The organism is Pedobacter sp. ASV12 (assembly GCF_016429155.1).
Taxonomy (GTDB): Bacteria; Bacteroidota; Bacteroidia; order Sphingobacteriales; family Sphingobacteriaceae; genus Pedobacter.
The window spans coordinates 1-23,730 of the sequence record NZ_JAELUC010000050.1; the positions used below are offsets into that span (position 1 = coordinate 1).

A 23,730-nucleotide genomic window follows, 5' to 3' on the forward strand; every position below is an offset into this window, starting at 1 on the left:
TCAAAATGCTGCACGGTATTCCAGGTAAAATAACCGAACAAGCCTGTCGATATTTTTTTATCAACTGCGGGGCTTATCGATTTAAACTGTGCCTTAAATGCCGTAATTTCATCGGTAAGCACAAAGCTGTCCTTGCTGCTTTTCTCGCCATCGGGGAAATAGGCACTCAGCTGCTCGTTTTGCAAAATCAATCCGGCTACAGGCTCGGCGCACACATAACTCGTAGCATTTTCACGGCTATGGTAATCGGAGCTTTCGAGCAAAATGGTGTTTGGGAACACATCGCGCAGGCGCAGGTAAATGCTTACCGGCGTAGTGGTATCGGCTAAGCGCTTTTTGGTGTGTGTGTGTATCTGGTATGTTTTCATAAGCTTCTATTTTCTTTAGCCGCCATTTCAATTGATTGGCCGGGCTTTGCCATGGCGGTATTTCAAAACAAAAAACCCGACGTGTGGTTCCGTCGGGTTTTGAATGTGGTTTAAGTTTAGGTTTAAGTTGATAAACTATAAGGTACACAAGGCTACGACGCAACTCTGTTTAGAATTACCACGCCATTGCCAAGTATGTATATTGTTAATCATCGTGGAGCAAAAATATATAAAAAGTTAAATAATCAAAATATTTTGAATTTTTTTCGAATGCCTACTCATCAGTACCTTAACCTTAAGAAACCCCAAAGAAAGTTCTCGAAGGGTCGCTTTTTACCATCATAAAAATCGTGGCGATGATGATCAGCAGTCCCAGACCAAAGAAAACGGCAATATTCTTATGTTTCGCCGTGGCATCGGCCACTTTTTTAGACCTCGAATTGCCTACTGTAATCAAAATGATGGCCAAAATCATCATGCTGATATGCTCCATTTTCCAGTAACGGCCCATGGCTACCGAGCTGTCTATTTTGTACCAGCCGTTTAAAAAATATACCGCCAAGCCCAACAACAACTGGATATGGGCACTTACCAAGGTAAAAACATTCAGTTTTCTGTTGCCTTCGGTATAAGGCTTTTTGCCTAGCCAGCCTGATAACGCATTGATTACGGCAATTACCAACAGGATAAAAACTACATAGCGCCAGCCTGAGTGCGCACTTTTAAGGATATCGTTCATTGTATAAGCAATTTAATTTTTTGTCAAATCCAAAAATAGCTAATTAATGGCAAATGCAAGTCCAATTACTTTATTTATAAACCTTCTTAATACAGAATTAACAAGCGCTGCTTAATGTAATCATCGCCTTACAATTACTTAATCAAAGCCCGGTTTTGAGTTAATGTAGGGGTTGGATTTTTGCGCCAAACAAATTAATCAGCTATGAGGTATTTTTTACTATCCATTATTATGCTCTGCTTTTGGGGTACCAGCAAGGTATCGGGCCAAACTACGCAGGCTTCTATTTCGGGCATTATTGCCGATGAGCAGAAAAAGCCTATTGCAGGCGTTTCGGTTCAGGTCAAAAACGAATCAACTGGTTTTACCACCAGAACCAACACCAACGCCACCGGCGAATTTACTTTTAAAGAACTGCCTTTGGGCGGGCCTTACACCATTAAGGCTACTTTTACCGGCCTCGGCGACCAAACCCGTTCGGGCTATTTGCTGAACCAGGGCGATGCGGTTAAGGTAAACATTAACATGCTGGCCACTTCGCAAACCTTGGAAGCGGTACAGGTGGTGGCATCCGGACTGAGGAATAAGGTACAAAACTTTGGCGCCTCCACCGAAATCTCGGCCAAAGCCATTACCAAACTTCCTGTAAACGGCCGTAACTTTACCACGCTGATGGATCTTTCGCCATTGAGCCGCGGTGGCAACATTGCCGGTCAGCTGGGCTCGTCTACCAACTATACCATTGATGGCATGAATGCCAAGAACCCTACTTCGGCGGGTTCTACCACCAGCAGAAGCGGTGCGCCTTATTCGATTTCTATCGAAGCCGTAAGGGAATTTAAGGTGGTAACGAACCAATACGACGTAACTTTTGGCCGTGCCGGCGGCGGTACCGTAAGTGCGGTAACCAAAGCGGGTACCAATACCTTAAGTGGCAGCGCTTTTGGCTATGGCCGTGCCGATTGGTTGGCCAGCCCGTACGATATCAGAGGCAACAAACGCGTGAACGATTTTTCTACCTATCAGTATGGCTTTACTTTGGGTGGCCCCATCATTAAAGACAAGCTGCATTATTTTGTGGCCTGGGACCATCAGAAAGATTCTCGTCCGTTGATTATTGCCGACATCAACTCTCCGGCCGACGAAGCGAGATTTAACATTACAAACACTACCTTGAGCAGCTTCTTGAATATTGCTCGCAACAAATACGGTGTAGCCAACTCGCCACAATATGGCAGTTTCCCTAAAAAACGTGGTTCTGATGCGGCTTTTGCCCGTTTAGATTGGCAAATTGATGGCAAGAATTTGCTAACCGTTCGCGACAACTATACCAACGACAGAAATCCACTTGGGTTGGCTGATAACACTTCCATCAACTTCTTCGAAAGCTATGGCAACGACAAGAACGTAGACAACAGCTTATTGGCCACTTTGCGCACCACCGTGAGCAGCAAGGTAACCAACGAACTGAAGTTCCAGCACTTGTACACTTTCCAAGCCAGTACCCAAAACGATCAATTGAGTTATGCCATTCCAAGGGCTATTGTTGGCAACTTGACCTCGGTTCTTTCTGACGGAAGCACGAAATCTACTTCGGTACAAATTGGTGGCCATCGCTTTGGCCAGGAAGGATTTACCAATAACGTATTCCAATTGGTTGATAATTTCTATTACAACACCGATAAGATCAAATATACTTTTGGTGCCGACATCATGTACACCAATGCCAAATCGCTATATGGCAGCGAGGTGAATGGCCGTTTCGAGTACACCAATACGGGAACAACTGCCACTTCGTTACAGAACTTTGAGAACCTGATTCCAAACAGGTACTATCGCGAAGTTCCCTTGGTGGCCGACCCAAGCGTTAAAGCCGGCATCTGGAATGCCGCATTGTATGGTCAGATGCAAACCAAATTAGGCTTAGGTTTAGACCTTACCGCTGGTTTACGTGTTGATTACAGCGCCTATCCTACTTCGCCATTGAACGAAACCTTGTTTCAGGAGCTGGGCGTAAGAACCGATAACAAACTGACTCAATTTTTGGTACAGCCACGCATCCAGTTGAACTGGGATATCAATGAAAAACATACCGATTATGTACGTTTTGGCGCAGGTATCTTTGGTTCAGACATCAACAACTATGTAACCATTAACAACCTGACTTTTGATGGCAAGCATTTGGCTACGGTAGATGTTTTTGGTACCGATGTACCTACGCCAAACTTCCCTGGTTACAGAACCGGTGTAAGTGCGCCTACTTTGCCTAACTTTCAGGTGCCGACCATCAATACCAATGCGGCCGATGCCCAGGTTCCAGTTATTTATAAAGCCAACATTTCTTACAGCAAGCTGATTACCGACAAGCTAAAAGTTGGGGTAACCGGCTATGCTTCTTTAGGTCGCCACAATTATATGTATGTTGACCGAAATATGGCCGCCAATCCGTTCTTTACCCTATCAAACGAAGACAACCGTGGTGTTTATGTGCCGAGCATCCCAAGCAATGGTACCGCCGACTGGAAAACCGGTCGTTTGAGCAACAAGTTTGGCCGTGTATTGGAGCTGAACAGCCAAGGCCGCGTAAACCAGTTTGCCGTAGTGCTCGATGCAACTTGGCAGTACTTTAAGGACGGCGAAATTTCGGCCAGTTTTACCTGGAACGACAGCAAAGACAACACTTCGTTTAACGGTAACGTAGCCAACTCGGCAACCTTATCATTGCCGGTAAAAGACGATCCACGAAACCTGAGCAAAATGAGTTATTCTGATGGTCAGTTCCGCAACAAGGTGGTTATCTATGGTACTTTGCCTACATTCTATGGCGTTTCTATTGGGGTTCGCTACTCGGGCATTGGCGGTACGCGCTACACCTTGTTATCTGGAGCCAACAACAACGGCGATTTTGTAACTACCAACGATTTGGCTTTCATTTTCGACAGGAACAATCCTAATGTACCTGCAAACGTACGTACAGGCCTGCAAGCTTTGCTTGACAATCCGCTAGCCAGCCAAAGCCTGAAAGATTATATTTTGAAATATTCTGGCAAAATTGCAGAACGTAATGGCGGCATCAATGGTTTCTTTGGTACGGTTGATTTAAGGGTTAGCAAAAAAATCAAGATCCAAAAATCGCATAACGTAGAAATCTCGGCCGACATCTTCAACTTTGCCAACTTACTGAACAAAAAATGGGGAGTAAACGAGTCGTTGGGTAGCCAAGCTTTATATGCCTTGGGTATCCCGGCATCGGGTGGCAATCCGGCTGTTCCGAACTTCGACACCACCAACAAGGTATTTAACTACCGTGTAAACAATTCTGGCGTGGTTAACCCTTCGGGCAATCCTTACCAGTTCCAAATTGGCTTGCGCTACGGATTTTAACAATTAGGCAAGCCATTCAGGATTTTGTGGCTAACCAAACCCCACTTGCATTTGCAGGTGGGGTTTTCTGTTGATGATTGGCTTGGACTAAACCGCCCTCAGGTGTCTCAGACAGTGAAAAATTAGGTCAACCATTCAGGCATTAAGAAATAATCAACATGAAGCATAGCAATACTAGGCTAAGCCTAGATTCCAGATTCAACTATTTATTGGCCACAGATAACGGATTACCTGGCTAATGCGGAACCCACTTGCAACTGCAGGTGAGTTTTTCTGTTGAGGATTAGCTGGACTAAACTGAGGAGCCCTCAGGTGTCTCAGACAGTGAAAAAATTAGGTCAACCATTCAGGCATTAAGAAATAATCAATGTGAGGCATAGCAATACTAGGCCAAGCCTAGATTCCAGTTTCAACTATTTATCAGCCACAGGTTAACGGATTACCTGGCTAATGCGGAACCCACTTGCAACTGCAGGTGAGTTTTGCTGTTGAGCGTTGGTCTATACGACGAAAAACTGAGGAGCCCTCAGGTGTCTCAGGCGGTGAAAAAATTAGATCAGGCATTAGGGAATCAACGTGAGGCATAGCAATACAAGGCCAAGCCTAGCTTCCAGATGACAAATACCGTAAATACATTCACGTGCTTCAAGGTGATAAAAACAACTACCATCGGCTTTAGTAATTTATTGCGCCGAAAATGTAAAATAAAAGTTAGGTAAGGTATAAATCTTTATTTATCAATAGATTTAAGGTCTTAACTTAACAATAATTATGAAGAAAATTCTACTCGCGCTCGCGCTGGTGTTTTCTACTGCATTTTTGTTTGCACAGCAGACTTATCCCGTTAACGGTTCTTTCGACATCAGACCAGGATTGTACGCTTTTACCAATGCGAACATTGTAGTTAACGCCAATCAAACGATTAGCAATGGCGTATTGCTGATCAAAAACCAAACCATCCAGTCGGTAGGCACTGGCACCGCAATTCCGAAAGGTTATGTGGTGATTGATTTGAAAGGAAAATACATCTATCCTTCGCTTATCGATGCCTTTACTACCTATGGCATTCCAGAAGCACAGCGCGCCCAGGCCGCAGGTGGCTTCTTTGGACGCCAGTCGGTTTTTACCTCTACCAAAAAAGGAGCCTACGGATGGAACGAAAGCATCCGCCCCGAAGTGGAAGTGAAAAGCATCTTCACCATCGATACCAAAAAGGCAGACGACCTGCGCAAAGCCGGTTTCGGGAGCGTAAACGTCATCAGTCGCGATGGTATTGCACGTGGTACCTCCGCCGCCGTTACCCTCAACGATGGCAAGGAAAACGAAGTGATGCTGAACGACCAGAGTGCAGCCAACTACTCGTTTAACCGCGGTACTTCTACCAATGACTACCCGTCTTCATTAATGGGTTCTATCGCCTTGCTGCGCCAAACCTATTTGGATGCCAACTGGTACAAAAACCAAAAAGAAGAATACAATATTTCTTTAGAGCAATTCAACAAACAACAGGGCTTGCCACAGCTTTTTGAAGCCGATGGCTGGGCCAATATTTTGCGCGTTGATAAAATCGGAAAAGAATTCAACAAACAATTTATCATCAAATCTACCGGCGACGAATACCAACGCATCGATGCCGTTAAAGCCACAGGTGCTACGTTGATCATCCCGGTCAACTTCCCTAAGGCTTTTGACGTAGAAGACCCTACAGAAGCCCGCAACCTGAGCCTTGCCCAATTAAAAGGCTGGGAGCTGGCCCCAACCAACCCGGGCGTGCTGGAAAAAGCAGGCGTTAAATTTGCCCTCACTACTTTCGGCCTCGAAACCCCTAAAGATTTCTGGACTAATTTGACGCAAGCAATTACCAACGGACTAACCGAAAAACAAGCCTTAATGGCTGTTACCGAAATCCCTGCAGGGCTTTTGGGCATCGGTGATAAAGTAGGCACGCTCGAAAAAGGCAAATTGGCCAACTTCCTCATCACTTCAGACAACATCTTTAAACCAGGCAACATCATTTTCGAAAACTGGGTACAGGGCAAACGCTTTGTGGTTAACAAAATGGATGTAACCGACTTGCGTGGCACCTACAGCCTCAACATCGATGGCGTAGGTACTACCCTGCTAAAAATTACAGGCACAAACGGCGGATCGACCGCAGCCATTGAGCGTTTGGGCGCCGACAGCGTAAAAACCAACGCTACTTTTAGCCGCACCGGCGATTGGGTAACCATTACCTTTAACCTGAAGAAAAATCCGGTTGGCGATGTTCGCTTGAGCGGTTATTTAACCAGCGCCAGCCCATTAACCTTTAAAGGCGATGTGATTTTGAATTCTAGTCCGGCAGGAGCCTGGAACGGCACCTTTAAGGAAGCCGCCAAAGAAGCTCCAAAACGCGAAGAACCTAAGCCAGCTATCAACAATGGCTCGGTAATCTTTCCGTTTATTGCTTTCGGCACCGCAACCTTGCCTACACAGGAAGCTGTATTACTTAAGAACGCAACAGTTTGGACCAACGAAAAAGAAGGCATTCTGCAAAACGCCGACGTGCTTTTAGAAGGCGGCAAAATCAAGGCTGTAGGCAAGAACTTATCGGCAGGCAATGCCAAGGTCATTGATGCGACCGGCAAACACATTACTGCCGGATTAATTGACGAGCACTCGCACATTGCGGCCAGTGGCGGCATCAACGAAGGTGCCCAATCGGTTTCGGCCGAGGTGCGCATTGCCGATGTCATCAACTCTGAAGACGTTAACATTTATCGCCAGTTGGCAGGTGGCGTAACGACTTCGCACATCCTGCATGGCTCGGCAAATCCTATCGGTGGACAAACGCAGCTCATCAAATTGCGCTGGGGCAAAACACCTGAAGAACTCAAATTCGCAGGCAGCGATGGCTTCATCAAATTTGCCTTGGGCGAAAATGTAAAACAAAGCTCGGCCCAAAACAACCAACGTTTTCCGGCAACCCGCATGGGCGTTGAGCAAACTTATGTGGACGAGTTTACCCGTGCCAAGGAATACGAAAAAGCATTGGCTGTAAAAGGCAACAACGTACGCAGGGATTTAGAATTGGACGCGATTGTGGAGATTTTAAACAACAAACGCTTCATCACCTGCCACTCTTATGTACAAAGCGAGATCAACATGCTGATCCATGTAGCCGATAGCCTGGGCTTTAAGATCAATACCTTTACCCACATTTTAGAAGGCTACAAAGTGGCCGATAAAATGAAGGCACACGGCATTGCAGGCTCAACCTTTTCCGATTGGTGGGCCTACAAAATGGAAGTACAGGAAGCCATTCCTTACAACGGAAAAATCATGCACAACGTGGGTATCACCACCGCTTTTAATTCTGACGATGCCGAAATGGCACGCAGGCTAAACCAAGAAGCCGGTAAGGCGGTATTGTACGGTGGCGTACCAGAAGAAGAAGCCTTGAAATTTGTAACCCTTAATCCTGCCCGTATGTTGCACATCGACAACAAAGTAGGCAGTATAAAACCAGGCAAGGATGCCGATGTAGTGGTTTGGTCGGCCAACCCGCTTTCTATCTATGCCAAAGCCGAAAAAACCTTTGTCGACGGTATTGCCTATTGGGATATAGACCGCGATGCACAAACCCAAAAAACACAGCAGGCAGAAAAAGCGCGCCTTATACAAAAGCTTTTGGAAAGCAAAAATGCTGGTGCACGTACGCAGCGCGCATTTGGCGAAAGGCCGCCAAGATTGTATGCTTGCGAAACCCAGGAAGATTATTGGGCAGAAATGAACCAAATGGAAGGAGAACACAATCATGAATAAATATATCAGCACCGCAATAGCCCTGTTCGCCAGCAGTACTTTGGCTTATGGGCAGGCCAACATTTCTCCGGCTAAGCCCCAAAGTCAAAAAATTATTGTAATGGGCGCGACTATCCATACCGGCAACGGCAAGGTAATCGAAAATGGCTACCTCACCTTTGATAAAGGCAAAATTACCGGCATAGGCGATGCCACTACCGTAAAATTCAGCACCAACGATGCCCGATTGATTACGGCAAGCGGCAAGCATATTTATCCTGGTTTTATTGCCCCCATTACCAATTTGGGCCTGATTGAAATCGAATCGGTAAAAGCAACCATCGACGAAGACGAATTGGGCGAAAACAATGCGCACATCCGCTCTATTATTGCCTATAACACCGATTCTAAAGTACCAGCTACTTTGCGCAGCAACGGTATTTTAATGGCTCAAATTACGCCAAAAGGCGGCAGCATCTCCGGAAGTTCGTCGGTAGTGCAATTAGATGCCTGGAACTGGGAAGATGCCGCAATCAGAAAAGAAGATGCCATGCACATGACCTGGCCAGCTACCCCACGTGGCAGGGGCGGTTTTGGTGGCGGTGGCCGATTTGGAGCAGCGCCCGGTGGCGTAGACCCTAACGAGCGGACCCAAAATGCCATTGCCGAGCTTAATAAGTTCTTCACCGAATCAAAAGCCTACACAGAAGCCACTCCCGCCGTAACCAATACCCGGATGGCGGCCATGAAAGGTGTTTTTAACGGCAGCGAGAAACTGTTCATTACAGCCAATGCACAAAAAGATATCGTAAGTGCGGTAATGTTTGCCAAAAAATTCGGTATTACGCCCGTGATTGTAGGTGGCGATGAGGCTTATCTGCTAACCGATTTCCTCAAATCGAACAATGTAGCCGTAGTGGTTAAACAGCCACACGCCCTACCCAACAACGCCGACGACGATGTAAACATGCCTTATAAAAACGCGGCTTTGTTAAGCAATGCAGGGGTAACCGTAGTGTTGAGCATTGATGGATTTTGGCAACAACGCAACCTGCCTTTTATGGCGGGCACAGCCGCTGCCTGGGGCATGAGCAAGGAAGATGCACTTAAAACCATTACTTTAAATGCCGCCAAGGCCATGGGCGTTGATCAAACTACAGGAAGCTTGGAAATTGGCAAGGATGCTACCTTCTTTATTTCGGAAGGCGATGCGCTCGACATGAAGAGCAACAAGGTGGAAGAAGCCTTTATCCAAGGCCGCTCTATCAACCTTGACAACCTGCATAAACAGCTCGACAAAAAATTCAGCGATAAGTACGGAATAAAATAGCCGATTGGCCTTCCGAAGCTTTCATCATCAGACGTCATGGGTCTTAAAAATCCATGGCGTCTTTTTTTTTACCTAAGGCAAAAAAAAAGAGCAGCTTGAATTTCAAGCCGCTCCCTTAACTAACTTATTATTTATAAAACTGGCTGTTGGGGAAGGAGTCGAACCTTCAAGGGGTAGTTAGCTACAGTTCAAAAATTAATTTGTGGTCAACCCATAAACTGCGTTTGTCCCATGATCCCCACCACCGAGACAAGGAGGTGTGTCTGCCAATTTCACCACCCAACATTCTTTAATTCCCAGTTCACAATTTTCAGTTTCCAGTTGCAAACTGTTAACTGCTAGCTGAGGTGCTGTAGGGGAAGGAGTCGAACCTTCATAGAGTGGTTGTACCATTGCTGGATTTCCCATTATTCTCTACCACCGAGACAAGGAGGTGTGTCTGCCAATTTCACCACCCTACATTATTTTAAGTTTTCAATTGTCAGTTTTCAGTTGTTTACTGCAAACTGGGAACTGCCTACTGGCAATTGCTTGATACAAACATAAGACAAATAGCCAATATGTTGCAAATATTTTAATGTTTTTCTTTTATTTTTATAATTATTATAATAAATTAGCAGTATCATTAAAATTTAAGAAAATTATGCTTAAAAAAGAAACCCAAAATTTAGAAATTGACAACCTAGATATCCAGATCCTGACCCACCTGATGCAGGATGCCACCAAACCTTATACCGAAATAGCCAAAGACCTGATCATTTCGGGTGGTACCGTACACGTGAGGATGAAAAAACTAAGCGATATGGGCATCATCAAAGGCTCGCACCTCATCATCGACCCCAAAAAAGCAGGCTACGACATTACGGCCTTTTTGGGCATCTATTTGGAAAAAGGCTCGTTATACAAGGATGCGGTCGAACACTTGAGCAAGATCAAGGAAGTGGTAGAACTACATTACACCACAGGCTCGTACAGCATGTTTGCCAAAATCACCTGCAGAGACACCAATCACCTGCGCCATGTGCTGAACGAAGAGATACAGGCTGTAAAAGGCATCCAGCGTACAGAAACCCTCATCTCATTAGAAGAAAGCATCAAAAGGCAAATCGAACTGGGTTAGTTTGCTGGTTGGTTCGTTGTTAGTCAGTTAGATTATCAATTGTTACAAGTTTTCGTTGATTATTGCTACTTATTAAACAATCCTTTTAACGCGGCCAGTTTAGCCTGCAAATCGCCATCGGCTTCTTGCTTGGCCTGAGCTTGTTTAGCCTGATACTGGGGTTTAGGATTATGCCTTGCATTTTGACTTTTGTTAACCGGTTTCGCCTCGGTCCTTGCGTCTTGCCCTTTTTGGCTATCTTCTTTCATGGATAGGGAAATCCGCTTGCGCGCCACATCCACATCAACCACGGTTACCTGCACCACTTGGCTTACCTTAACCACTTCATTAGGGTTGGCTACATAGCGATTGGCCAATTGGCTGGTATGCACCAGTCCGTCTTGATGAACGCCAATATCGACAAAAGCGCCAAAATTGGTAATATTGGTAACAATACCCGCCAGCTTCATGCCCGTTTTAAGGTCTTCTATCGAGTTTACGCCTTCTGCAAAACTAAATACCTCGAACTGTTCGCGTGGATCGCGACCAGGCTTGGCCAGTTCTTTTACAATATCATTTAAGGTAGGCAAACCCACTGTAGCGCTTACATATCGCTGCAGGTTCAGTTGTTTTTGCAGGTTGCCATCCTTCATCAGGTCGTTTACCGTGCAACCCAAATCGGAAGCCATTTGTTTAACCAGCGCGTAACGTTCTGGATGCACCCCGCTTCGGTCTAAAACCTGCTCGGCATCGCGGATGCGCAAAAAGCCAGCGGCCTGCTCAAAAGCTTTTTCGCCTAAGCGTGGCACTTTTTTAAGGCTTTCCCTATTTTTAAAAGCCCCGTTTTTATTGCGGTAGTCGATAATATTTTGCGCCAACTGCTCGCCCAAGCCTGAAACGTAGGCCAACACCTGTTTAGAGGCCGTATTCAGCTCAACACCTACGGCATTTACACAGCTCATTACGGTATCGTCTAAGCTTTGTTTCAATTGGCCTTGGTCTACATCGTGCTGGTATTGGCCAACCCCTATGGAACGCGGATCGATCTTGACCAATTCGGCCAAAGGGTCCATCAGGCGCCTGCCGATAGATACCGCACCCCTTACCGTTACATCTTTATCAGGAAACTCCTCCCTGGCCAAAGGTGAAGCCGAGTAAATGGAAGCGCCACTTTCGTTAACCATAACCACGGTTACTTCGGGTATGCGCAAGCCACGCACAAAAGTTTCTGTTTCGCGACCAGCCGTGCCATTGCCAATGGCGATAGCCTCTATTTCATATTTATCGCACAGTTGCTTTACCTGCCATTCGGCATCTTTTAAATTGCCTTGACCAGTATGCGGATAAATGGTGGTATTTTCTAATAATTTGCCTTGCCTATCTAAACAAACCACTTTACAGCCTGTTCTGAAACCCGGATCGATGGCCATGACGTTTTTTTGGCCCAAAGGCGCTGCCATGAGCAGTTGCCGGGCATTTTCGGCAAATACACGGATAGCTTCGGTATCGGCCTTTTGTTTAATCGTTGCCCGCAATTCGGTTTCCATTGCAGGACGCAACAAGCGTTTGTAGCCATCGTTAATGGCCAGTTGTACTTGTTCGCTACAGGCATTGCGGGCTGTAATGAACTGGTTTTCGAGCAAAGTAATGGCTTCTTCTTCGGGAGGCAGCACATCAAGCTTTAAAAAGCCCTCTTCTTCGCCCCTTAACATGGCCAATACACGATGCGATGGCGCGGTTTTAGCGCTTTCCTCCCACTCGAAATAATCTTTGTACTTAATGCCCTCTTCTTCCTTGCCTTTAGCCAGTACCGTTTTATAAGTAGCCTTTTGCATAAAGTAATGACGCATTTTATTTCTGGCTTCGGCGTTTTCGCTTACCATTTCGGCAATGATATCCCTGGCACCTGCCAAGGCTTCGGCCACGTTGTTTACGCCTTTTTCGGTATTGATGTAAGCATCTGCTTCGATAGCGGGCTCTATGCGACTTTGCGACAGGATGCGCAAGGCCAAAGGCTCCAAACCCTTCTCCCTGGCTACCGAAGCCCGGGTTTTACGCTTGGGCTTATAAGGCAGGTAAATGTCTTCTAAAGCCGAGAGCGTTTGTGCTTCGTTTATTTTTTGCTCCAACTCTGGCGTAAGCTTTTCCATCTCGGCCAACGACTTGAGAATAGCCTCGCGGCGCTTGTCCAACTCGCGCAGCTGCTGGGCCAGATCGCGGATGGCCGCCACCTGTACTTCGTCTAAACTTCCCGTCTGTTCTTTACGGTAACGCGAAATAAACGGAACGGTAGCCCCTTCGTCGAGCAAGCTTAGCGTAGCATTAACCTGACTGTTAGCGATATTTAATTGAGAAGCGATTTGCCTGGCGTGGATATTCATATTTTAATTAGGAAAGCCGTAAAATTAAAACTATTATGGAATAATATTTAGCCCTTTATCATTCATTGATGAAAAAGATATACCTGATTTGTTCAACAATGATTTCCTTTGATGGAGCCAGCCAAAAACGATTTGGCCATGGAAAAATACAGGTTATTTAGTAAAACCAGTACTGGCCCAATAAAAAAATCCCCTAAGCTGGGCTAGGGGATCTGTTATCTAATACTTGCACGGCTTTAAAAACCCTGCAACTGCATTTTATTTATTAACGTACATTACTTCTTTAACCGCTTTAACCACTTTTTCGGCATTTGGCAAGCTGGCGGCGATTAGGGTTGGCGCATACGGAAGCGGCACATCGGCGCAAGTGATCCGCAATACCGGTGCATCCAGGTGGTCGAATGCATTTTTTTGAACGTTGAAGGCAATTTCTGAAGAAATCGAAGCCAATGGCCAAGCTTCTTCAACAATCACCAAACGGTTGGTTTTCTTAACCGAGTTGATGATGGTGGCATAATCGATCGGGCGTACAGTACGCAAGTCGATTACCTCGGCATTGATGCCTTCCTTGGCTAATTCTTCAACCGCAGGGTTAACTGCACGGGTTAGCATTTTGCCAAAAGTAACAATGGTTACATCGGTACCTTCTTTAACCACGTTGGCTTTGCCTAGTTCAATGTAGTATTCGCCTTCTGGCACGTCGGCTTTATCGCCGTACATAACCTCCGACTCCATAAAAATTACTGGATCTGGATCTAAAATAGCTTGTTTCAATAAACCTTTGGCATCGTAAGGCGTAGCCGGAACCACTACTTTTAAGCCCGGGCAGTTGGCATACCAGTTCTCAAAGTTCTGAGAGTGCTGTGCACCTAGCTGACCAGCATTACCGGTAGGGCCGCGGAAAACGATTGGTACCGAGAACTGTCCACCGCTCATGGATAATATTTTGGCAGCGCCATTGATAATTTGGTCGATGGCTACCAAAGAGAAGTTAAAGGTCATAAACTCTACAACCGGTATCAAGCCGTTCATGGCGGCGCCAATACCAATACCTGCAAAGCCTAGCTCGGCAATAGGCGTATCAATTACACGTTTATCGCCAAATTCGTCTAACATGCCCTGACTCACTTTATATGCACCATTATATTGCGCAACTTCCTCGCCCATTAAAAAAATGTTCTCGTTTTTACGCATTTCTTCGCTTAATGCTTCGCGTAGTGCTTCTCTAAATTGGATTTCTCTCATTGTTTGTTCAAAAATTACCGAGGGCAAATATAACTAATGAATCGTAATTTTAAAGTAGTGTTTTGATTACACGATGCTTTAGCCATGAGGAAACCCTAAGCCGCAGGCGCCAAGCGTAAACTGTTATTTGGCCAGCATTAAAAACCGCCTTAGAATATTAGTCTTTTAAAGGCGTTAACAGCGAATAGATTTCGCTATCCAGAAATTGGCCATTAAAGTAATAATCCTGTTTAAAATAGGCTTCCTTTACAAAACCATGTTTGAGCAGGAGCTGCCTGGAGGCGTCGTTATCGGGACTGATGATGGCCTGCATGCTGTGCAAACCGATGGTTTCGAAGCCAAAGGCAAGCGTTTTGCTTGCGGCTTCCGAAGTAAAGCCCTGCCTCCAGTAATCAGGATGCAGCATATAGCCAAACTCTCCCCTATGGTTATCCGAATCAATACGCCAATAACCAATGCTGCCGATCATCTGTTCAGGCCGATCTTTTAGCGCCATTACCCAGGGCAGGCTTTTGCCGGCCAAGGTATTCTCCTGGATCAAGGCAATCAGGTCTTGTACGTCTTGCAAGCCTTTAGGTCGTGGGCGATTGATGTAGCGCATAACCTCTTCATTGGTCCGCATATCGAAAAGGATATCGGCATCGCTTGACCGATGTTCGCGCAACAATAATCTTTCTGTTTCTAATACAGGAAATTCGGGAAAATCTAATACCAGCATCGTTGATGGGTTAAGGGTGAAAAGCCAATGATAGCAAAATCCATCAAATTTCTAAAGCATAACTTTTTCCGGCCACGGTTTGCAGCGCTTTGAGCTTGTTGCCATACTTCACTTTGCAGGTTCCGCCAGCAACCGAGGTAATTTTGCTGCTTACAAGCTTGCCGTTTTTCCATTTCATGTCTACTACAAAACCGCCTCGGGCCACCAAACCTTTTACCTCTCCCTCAGCCCATTCGGCAGGCAAGGCTGGCAAAAGCTCAACAAAGCCCTGATGGCTCTGCAACAGCATCTCTGCAATGCCTGCGCCTCCGCCAAAATTACCGTCGATTTGAAACGGCGGGTGCGCACCAAAAAGATTACCATATACGCCGCCCCCACCCATTTTGATCTGGGCATCTTTGCCCACATAGCGCAGCATTTTTTTTACGGCATCATAAGCTCTTTCGCCATTTTGCAACCTGGCCCAAAGGTTAATACGCCAGGTTATGGCCCAGCCCGTTCCTTCGTTGGTTCTTATTTCGAGCGATTTCTTTACCGCCTGGGCCAGTTCTGGGGTTTGCGAACTGGTAATGCTGTAGCCCGGATAAGCGGCAAACAAATGCGAAAGATGCCTGTGGCGCGGGTCTTGGTCTTCCCAATCGTGGTACCACTCCTGCAAATTGCCTTTTTTGCCAATTTGATAAGGGTACAACTTGGCCAAAGCTGTTTTGACAGACTGCTGCATATCGGCATCGACACCCAATATTTCGGTGGCCTTGAGGTAATCGGCAAACAACTCCCTGATCATGGCCAAATCTGCGGTGCTGCCATATAGGGTGCTTCCTTTATAACCTGTTGAGGTAATGTATATATTTTCAGGCGAAGTTGACGGTGCCGTAACCAGGTTTCCTTTCGGATCAGCAGTTAAAAAATCGAGGCAAAACTGTACTGCTCCCTTCATTAAAGGATAGGCCTGTTTGGCCAGGTAGGCATCGTCTTTGGTAAAGGCATAATGCTCCCACAAATGTGTCGATAGCCATACGCCTCCCATTGGCCAGTTTGCCCATTGCGGACTCCCTTCGCCAAAGGCGCCTACAGGATTGGTCATGGCCCATAAATCGGTATTGTGGTGGCAAACCCAACCTCCTGCATTGTAATAATTTTTAGCTGTTACCGCTCCGGTTTTGGCCAACTGGCCAATAAAATCGAGCAAAGGCTGGTGCAGCTCTGAAAGGTTGCCCGTTTCTACGCCCCAATAATTCATTTCGGCGTTGATATTGGTGGTGTAGTTGCTGCTCCAAGGCGGACGCACCAATTCGTTCCACAAGCCCTGCAGGTTTGGAGGCAAGCCGCCTACTCTCGATGAACTGATCAACAAATAACGGCCATATTGATAATACAAAGCTACGAGACTGTTATCGCTCTTGCCAGATGCGAAACGGTTTAAGCGGTCGATTGTCGTTAAATTTTCTGCTTCCCTATCTCCCAAATCCAGCTGTACGCGATCAAAATATTTCCTGAAATCAGCTGTATGTTTTTTGAGCAGCTCGGCATAGGTCTTGTCCGTTGCGGCCTGCAAATAAGCGGCCGCCGAGGCTACTTCGTCTTTGCCTTGCGTACCTGGATTTTTATTGGCTCCGTTAAAGCTGGTTGCCATCGATACCAGGAGCACGGCCTCGGTAGCATTCGTAACTTTTAGCGTACTGTCTTGCAAATTTTGCTGCCCATCGGTTTTCAGCACCCTGAGCATCGCCGAAAAACGCATGGCATTTACCGGGTCGTTGACAATCGTACTCGGCAAATGGCTACGGTAATTGGGTTCCGCATGGAATGGTGCATGGCCTTTAAAATGCAGGCTACCCGCTTCAACAGCTGTTTTGGCTTGCAACAGGCTATTGAAACGGCAGGTAAAGTTCAGCTTGTCGCCACCTTTTGCCGTTAACCTGATTACCATCACCTGATCGGGATGCGAGATAAAGGTTTCGCGGGTATAAACGGTGCCGTTGAGGGTATAGCTTACTTTTGAAACGGCATTCTGGATATCCAGCTCCCGTTTATAGTCGACAGGTTCGCCCTGATGGCCAAAATCAATATACAGATTGCCTAAAGGCGCATACGATTCGGAAAAGCTGCCTTGCATAAAGCGCACCAAGGAATCGGCTTTTTTGTAGTTTTCGCTAAACAAGGCGTCCCTTACCGGCTGCAGGTAGTTCTTGGCATGGGGGTTCATGTCGGGGTTTACCGGGCCTCCGGCCCACAAAGTGGTTTCATTAAGCGAAAATCGCGCACTGCTAACACCGCCATAGTCCATGGCCCCCAAACGGCCATTGCCCAGAGGCAAGGCTTCCTCAAACTGACCGGCCGGTTTGGTATACCATAATTTTAGGGCATTTGGGCCTTGGGCGAGTAAGGCATTGGCCCATAGCAAGCTCAAGGCCACAAGGAGAAGAGTTTTTTTCATCAGTAGTTGGATATAGGTAGCCTAAATATAAGCGTTTAACCCCGTAAAAAACAACCTACCAAAGCCTAGGCCTTGACTATTTTCCAAACAAGGTTTTGTAGATCGAGTATTTGTAGTTGTCTTCAACCGCACTGGCCTTAAAATATGGCGCTTCGAAAAGTTCGGTCAGCTTTTTGCGCAATTCCTCCAAAAACTGGGGTTTGAGCTCTTCCAGGTAATCGCCGGCGAGGCTCTGTTTGCCCGATTTAAACCAGGTGCCATCCTGGCTCATGGTTTTAACCACATACAGGTTGGGCTCTACGGCAGTTTTGCCTGCATATTGCTCATACACATAGGTATAGAGCAAGGTTTGCACCAACGCCTTATTGATGTACTTGCCATCAGAATTGAACAGCTCGGGAACATCTTTGAACGTAAGCTTGTCGCTTCCGGTTTTATAGTCGATAATTTTAACCACGCCATCTTTCTCATCAACACGGTCTATATAGCCAAATATTTTGACGCTGGCTTCCTGGCCCTTCAACGGAAAAGAAACCGTAGCTTCTACCTTTTGCTCTAGGGTAAGGATCTGGAAAGGTGCCTGGCGCTCATCCTGATCTAAAATAATCTCAACATAGGCTTCAACGATGGCCAGGATTACTTTTTGCATGCCGGAATACTCCAAAACCTTATTGGGATTGTCGAACATTACCGCCGCGAAAGCCTGTTGTACCAGAGCAGGCACCTTTTTGCGCTTAACCTGGATCAGCTCCTTGGTGATGATTTCCTTTTTAAGGTCTTGATAGAAATACTCCATCACCTTGTGCAAAACAGAACCTACTTCATTGGCTTCTACTACGGCACTTACTTCATTGGGCTCTTTAATGCCTGCAATGTAGTTGAAGAAAAAATCTATCGGATTGGAAATATACTGGGTTAATGCCGAAGGCGAAAGGACGCGCTCCTTATTGAGGTATTTTTGAAGCACCGCCTGAATGGCCGGGTTGCTTTTGTCAATCTGTATTTCTTTGGCGAGTTCTGTTTTTACATTAAGGCTAAGGGCATAATGGCTGAAGGTAAAATTGCTTTCGTACTGCAATTGCTTCAAAATCCGGCTTACCTCGCCTGAATTCGATTCGTCGGTCAGGCTATTATAGACAAAACTGATATGCTTTGCCCTTTGTAATAGACGATACACCATGTACGACGAAATGGCATCCTGATTTTCGAGCACCGGCAAGCCATAAACACGGCGAATGCTATCGGGAATAAAGCTGTTTCCGATGGTTGATTTGGGAATAATACCTTCATTAAAGCCCAGGAAAACGATTTTATCGAAGTTCAGGTTACGGGTTTCAAGTAGGCCCATCAGCTGGATGCCACTCAGCGGATCGCCCGACAAAGGTACAGCAATACCCTGCAAGGCTTTTTTTACCAAGGCGCAAACAAAGGCAATTTCTTCTTGGCCAATGTGCCTGCCAATGGTATCGTGCAGGCGGTTAAGCTCCTGAATGGTTTTGATGAATAGTTCGGCATCTATTTTTTTGAGCAATTTTTGGGTAGAAAGCCTATTGAGCAGAAAATCCATAACGGTTAGCAGCTGGCTAATTACTTGTTCTGGACCTTTTACTTTTTGATAGAAGATTTCGAAAAGCCCTTTTTGCTTCAACAGCCTTTCGTAATCGATGTGCGCAATTTTCTCATCCAAGAGGGTAGTCTGCACTTTATCCTTCATTTTTTGGCTGAGACCAGTTAAAGGATGAGTTAAAAAGGCGGCCAGCTGCTGGTAGCTGATTTGCTGTTCCTGCTGGATTTCCAATTGCGAGCTGAGCCAAAGATCGGCCAGGCCGTATACACTTGAAGTACCCAGCGGAAAACCCATGGTTACATTGAGGTTCACGGTATGTTCCCCTACCTGTTGAGGTATGGTTTGCAAAGCAGGGATCAGCAAGCTTTCGTCGGCCAAAATTACCGCCGTTGTTCCTATCGGGTCGGTTTGTGCATAATCATCGGCTAAAATATGGTTCAACAGCTTGGCTTGAGCTGTCTTGCCTTGTATCTGATAGGAGTCTACATGATGGGGCGTATTTTGCATCAAACTCGGCCTATCGGCAAAAGCATTTTGGAGCTGCAACTGGCTGATGTTTTTACGCAGAAACAAACCTGCCTCCTGCAAAGAATCATTGAAGTAGTAGCTGTCTATATCGAAATAGAACAATGCCCTACCAGCTTCTTGAAGTTTGGCAAACAAGCGCGCTTCGGCGCTGGTTAGCGCATTGAAGCCCACAAAAATAAGCTTGCCCTGATCAAAATGCTGCAAGAAAGGCACTGCCACGATATCGCTATTGGCCAAAGTTCTGTAGGCATACCCATTGGTGATAAAGTTTTGCGCCTTTAAGCGGGCATGAAACTGATGGTACAGCTTGGGCATGCGCCGCCACATCTGAATAAAAAGCTCCTGCTGTTTTTTATGCTTGCCTTCCGAATAGGAAGTCCAAAACTGCGACAGAAACTCATGCTGTTCGGGGCTGAGGTAATCGAATTCCTGATTAATGACGGCAATATCTTCCAAGTCGCGGTAAAGCTTGTCGGCATCAACCAAATCGTTGTCGATTTGGCTAAAGTCGCTCAGGATGATTTTGGCCAAGGGGAAAAACCTGTGGCTGCTTAGGGGTTCCAGGCCTTCTTCGCGCAAAAGCTCGTTATACACCTGTAACAGGGTATAGAACTGCAGGTAAAAATCGGCTGTTTTTTCTTGTACCGCCTCCGAGAAAAACTCTTGGATGGTGAAGATTGCAGGACTAAAAAACGGTTTTTTAATAATATCGGCCAAATATTTCTGCAAATAGGCCGCCGGCCTTTTGTTGTTGAAAACAATGGCACAGTGCTGCAACTGCGTACCAAATTTCTCTACGATGTCTTCGGCAACTTCCTGCAAAAATGGCTTCATTCTTTATTAGATATTTAGGCGTATCGAAATATGAGAGGTACATGAATCACGTCATGCCAAGCTGATTAAGCCTGTCTTCCATATTCCCTTAAACTAATTTCAATTTTTTGCTTACGGCATAAAACAAATAGGTTTTAACTTGTTCATAACCCATGGCCATCAGCAGGCTTTTATAATTCGCGACTTGCTCGATATGCCTGTCGCTTTCTTCGAGCGTAAATTTGTAATCGAGGATAATGACTTCATTTGGCCTGAACAAAATCCGGTCGGGCCGGTGCATTTTGCCATTCGCATCGATAATATTCTGCTCGGTAATGCTTTCGGTGGCCGTACTCAAAATCTGTTGCAATTCTGGATGGTTGAGCACTTCCATGACTTCGGCCTGCAAGCCTGGCAATTCGCTTTCCTGTATTTCGCCCTCCAGCAACAGTTTGCTTAAATAGCGTTCTACGGTGGCGGCCGTTCCGGCATTGGCCAGCACATCGTGCATCAAAGAACCTCTTTTTCCCGATTCGTGTATATTGAGCAAGTGCTTAAGGTGCTTTTCTTGTGGCAACACATACAATTCAGACAACCGGTTGGTGGTAGGATAAGTGTCTAAGCTAACGAAATCCGTTTGCTCGACAGGTTCTTTAACAGCTACATCCTCTATAATTTCGTAGCGGTTGTTGTCGTCAAATTCCTGTTCGAAGGTATAATTCAGCACATCGCCCATAGTCGAAATTTTTGAACTGTCTTTTTTGGCCATCGTAGCGATATAGAGATAGTCTTTGGTACGGGTTGTAGCTACGTAAAGCATATTGAGCGCATCCATCTGACTAAACAACAGCTCTTCATAATAGGCTTTGGCTATGGCCGAATCGGCCAGGGTGTCGTTAAATTTAAGCGGGATGCCCTTCAGTTCCTTATACAGGGTTTCTTCGGCCGAAACCCAAAAAATGGAATTGGCCTGCGCCTTGATGTCCCAATTGCAAAAAGGGATAAAGACCGCCCTAAAAGCCAGGCCTTTCGATTTGTGGATGGTAATGACCTGAATGGCATCCACGCCTTCGGGCGATGGCAATGATTTGGCCACACCTTCTTCATCCCACCAGGTAAGAAAAGCAACGGCTCCCTTTTCGCCAAGCTTGGTGGCATTACCCGCCAAATCCCTAAAGGCCAACAGATAGGGAATGTGGTCTGACAGGTTTTTGAGTTCGTAGCCATCGATCAGATTCTCGATCAGCTCTGCTAAAGGCAACTGTAGCCAATTAGACCAATTTTCGCAAAGCGATGCCGGCAAAATATGCCCCAAGGCACTCAACGAAGTACCGGTGAGGTTGAGGTAGGCATTGGCATCAACCGGTTTTTGATGCAGGCTATGGTACAAGGCTATGCAATTGGCTTTGTACAAAGCAGTTTGGGCATCGATACCGGTCAGCACTTTTAGGGTATTAACGATGAGCTGCACGCAGGAGTTGTTCGAAATCAACAAGGCGTCGCCCGAAATTACGGCCAGTTGCCGAGCCATTAATTTACGCACTACCAAGAGGGCTTCGCTGTTGGAGCGCACCAAAATGGCGATGTCTTTTGAGGCGTAATGTTTCTCGTTTTTAAGAGTCAGGATTTCCTCGATCACATCGTCTAAAGCCACATCCCTAAATACGGTTTCAGAAAAACGCTGCTCAGGCGAAGAGTCGTCCTTTCCAAATCTTCGGATCTTAATGGTTCCGCCAGCCAGGGTTTTTGAGGCAAAGTTTTGGGTAGCGCCAGCATAAATTCCCGTAATAATTTCGTGGTACTGATTTGCTTGCCACCACTGGCTGATCGGTTCGGGCTTGGCAGCTACATTCTCGTTGAGCAGGTTTTGCAGCGTAAGCGGAATGGATTTGTAGAGAAAGTTGTTAAACGTGATGATATTGGCCGCGCTTCGGTAATTTTCTTCCAAACTTTCTTCCAGTACGTTCGCTACACCCACGTCTATTTTGGCCTGCTTGTGTAGGATATTCCAATCACCGTTGCGCCAGCGGTAAATAGACTGTTTGGTATCGCCAACAATCAAATGGTCTATCAGCTCTTGGCTTGGGGTGGCCATGGCATTGGTGAGGAGCGATTTAAAGCTGTTCCATTGGCTGGTTGAAGTATCCTGAAACTCGTCGAACAGGAAATTGCGGTAGCGCGTACCCACTTTTTCCCAAATAAACGAAGGGTTGTCGCCTGCATCATCAGTAATGCCGCTGATCAGTTTTTGCGCATCGCTAATCAGCAGGTTATCGTTTTCGTTGCGATAGGTCTTTAAAAGTCCGGCTATTTCCTGCATCAGCCTCAGGTAATAGAGGTTTTTGTTAAAGGCGATAGCCAGGCTATAATTGGGTAGGTGGGTTAAATACTGTGTTTGCAATTGCTGCAAGAGCGGGTTCACCAAGGTGTATACCTCGGGCATTTCGGCGTTTTTCTGGAACCACTCGTCGGGATTGTCGATGTACTTGAACAAGGCATCGATTTTAGAGAAATCTCCCCTGGCTACCAAAATGGCTTTGGCCAATCCGTTTCTTGATTTACCTTTCAGCTGCTCGTTGCTCACCTGGTGCTGTTCAAATACCTGATAAATCTGAGTGGCCAAAGCCATGAGCTGTTCTTCGAAGTTTTTGATTTCGGCACGGGTAACCTGGATGTACTGTTTAAAAAGTTCGTCGATATTTTCGAGACCGAGGGTTTCTACGGCCTGTTCAAACACCTGGAAACTTTCTTTAAAAATTTCGCCGATCAGGTTGTAAAGCTCGGCCTTGTAATTCCAGCTTTTGTTGTCGTTGATGCGTTCAATGGCCAGGTCGATGATCCATTGCAACAATTGTTTGTTATGGTCTAAGGCTTCGTCTAATTTGGCTACCAAATCGTCTTTCACCTTATCATAGTTCATTTCCAGGTTGTAATCGGCATTGAGGCCCAGCTCGAAGGCAAAGCCACGGATTACCTTCTGCACAAAGCCATCGATGGTACTTACCGAAAAGCGGCTGTAATCGTGCAGGATTTTGCGGTACACCTGATCGGCCTTTTGCTTCAAGGTTTCGGCATTGAGGCCTGGATGCGCCTTTAAAATAAGCTGCCGATAGCCTTCTACATCGGCACTGCCTACTGCAAAGCCATGCAGCACCTCTAAGATCCGTGTTTTCATTTCTTCGGTAGCCTTATTGGTAAAGGTTACGGCCAGAATTTCGCGGTATTTGTTATCGCCACTAAAAAGTAGGGTAAGGTAATGCGCCGTGAGGCTGAATGTTTTGCCCGAACCGGCAGCAGCTTGAAGTATTTTTAGGGGTTTAGGCATAGGGTTAAAC

At 46.1% G+C, this 23,730-nt stretch carries 11 protein-coding genes, 2 tRNA genes and 1 pseudogene; 4 read left to right on the plus strand and 10 right to left on the minus strand.

From position 1 onward, the window contains the following. A pseudogene (locus tag JHD69_RS12575) lies at nt 1–368 on the minus strand (anthranilate synthase component I family protein); the annotation flags it as partial. Nucleotides 369–663: 295 nt separating this feature from the next. Then, nucleotides 664–1,107 carry a cytochrome B gene (locus JHD69_RS12580; RefSeq protein WP_199140695.1) on the minus strand — a complete coding sequence of 148 codons (444 nt, stop codon included), beginning with the start codon at nt 1,105–1,107 and terminating at the stop codon, nt 664–666. A gap of 204 nt (nt 1,108–1,311) precedes the next feature. Here JHD69_RS12580 and JHD69_RS12585 point away from each other — a divergent pair, with 204 nt between their 5' ends. The 3 genes from JHD69_RS12585 to JHD69_RS12595 all read left to right on the plus strand — a co-directional run bounded on the left by JHD69_RS12585 (nt 1,312) and on the right by JHD69_RS12595 (nt 9,604). Then, nucleotides 1,312–4,491: a TonB-dependent receptor gene (locus JHD69_RS12585; RefSeq protein WP_199140696.1), complete on the plus strand. Its 3,180-nt coding sequence runs from the start codon at nt 1,312–1,314 to the stop codon at nt 4,489–4,491. Nucleotides 4,492–5,262: 771 nt separating this feature from the next. Next, on the plus strand, nt 5,263–8,295 hold the full coding sequence (locus tag JHD69_RS12590) for an amidohydrolase family protein (RefSeq protein WP_199140697.1): 3,033 nt from the start codon (nt 5,263–5,265) through the stop codon (nt 8,293–8,295). Then, the gene (locus JHD69_RS12595; protein WP_199140698.1) at nt 8,288–9,604 is read left to right on the plus strand and encodes an amidohydrolase family protein; all 1,317 of its coding nucleotides are present in this window, start codon (nt 8,288–8,290) and stop codon (nt 9,602–9,604) included. Before JHD69_RS12590 ends, JHD69_RS12595 begins: the two co-directional genes overlap by 8 nt. A 140-nt stretch (nt 9,605–9,744) precedes the next feature. On the opposite strand, the gene JHD69_RS12600 is transcribed toward JHD69_RS12595, so the two are convergent. Both JHD69_RS12600 and JHD69_RS12605 read right to left on the minus strand, forming a co-directional pair. After that, nucleotides 9,745–9,889: transfer RNA gene (locus JHD69_RS12600), tRNA-Asp, on the minus strand. Between the two features lie 65 nt (nt 9,890–9,954). Continuing rightward, nucleotides 9,955–10,065, minus strand: a tRNA-Asp gene (locus tag JHD69_RS12605). Nucleotides 10,066–10,247: 182 nt separating this feature from the next. Between JHD69_RS12605 and JHD69_RS12610 the strand changes: the two genes are divergently transcribed. After that, nucleotides 10,248–10,724, plus strand: coding sequence for an Lrp/AsnC ligand binding domain-containing protein (locus JHD69_RS12610; protein WP_199140699.1), 477 nt, complete (start codon nt 10,248–10,250; stop codon nt 10,722–10,724). A gap of 65 nt (nt 10,725–10,789) precedes the next feature. Here the strand turns inward: JHD69_RS12610 and JHD69_RS12615 are convergent, their stop codons facing one another. The 6 genes from JHD69_RS12615 to JHD69_RS12640 all read right to left on the minus strand — a co-directional run bounded on the left by JHD69_RS12615 (nt 10,790) and on the right by JHD69_RS12640 (nt 23,720). Next, nucleotides 10,790–13,084 carry a Tex family protein gene (locus tag JHD69_RS12615; RefSeq protein WP_199140700.1) on the minus strand — a complete coding sequence of 765 codons (2,295 nt, stop codon included), beginning with the start codon at nt 13,082–13,084 and terminating at the stop codon, nt 10,790–10,792. 258 nt (nt 13,085–13,342) lie between these two features. Beyond that, nucleotides 13,343–14,329 carry a pyruvate dehydrogenase complex E1 component subunit beta gene (locus tag JHD69_RS12620; RefSeq protein WP_199140701.1) on the minus strand — a complete coding sequence of 329 codons (987 nt, stop codon included), beginning with the start codon at nt 14,327–14,329 and terminating at the stop codon, nt 13,343–13,345. Nucleotides 14,330–14,486: 157 nt separating this feature from the next. Further along, nucleotides 14,487–15,047 carry a GNAT family N-acetyltransferase gene (locus tag JHD69_RS12625; protein WP_199140702.1) on the minus strand — a complete coding sequence of 187 codons (561 nt, stop codon included), beginning with the start codon at nt 15,045–15,047 and terminating at the stop codon, nt 14,487–14,489. 43 nt (nt 15,048–15,090) lie between these two features. Continuing rightward, on the minus strand, nt 15,091–17,487 hold the full coding sequence (locus JHD69_RS21630) for a glycoside hydrolase family 95 protein (RefSeq protein WP_199140703.1): 2,397 nt from the start codon (nt 17,485–17,487) through the stop codon (nt 15,091–15,093). A gap of 76 nt (nt 17,488–17,563) precedes the next feature. Next, nucleotides 17,564–20,416: a PD-(D/E)XK nuclease family protein gene (locus JHD69_RS12635; protein ID WP_199140704.1), complete on the minus strand. Its 2,853-nt coding sequence runs from the start codon at nt 20,414–20,416 to the stop codon at nt 17,564–17,566. An 88-nt stretch (nt 20,417–20,504) separates the two neighbouring features. Continuing rightward, on the minus strand, nt 20,505–23,720 hold the full coding sequence (locus JHD69_RS12640) for a UvrD-helicase domain-containing protein (protein ID WP_199140705.1): 3,216 nt from the start codon (nt 23,718–23,720) through the stop codon (nt 20,505–20,507). Nucleotides 23,721–23,730: the final 10 nt, after the last annotated feature.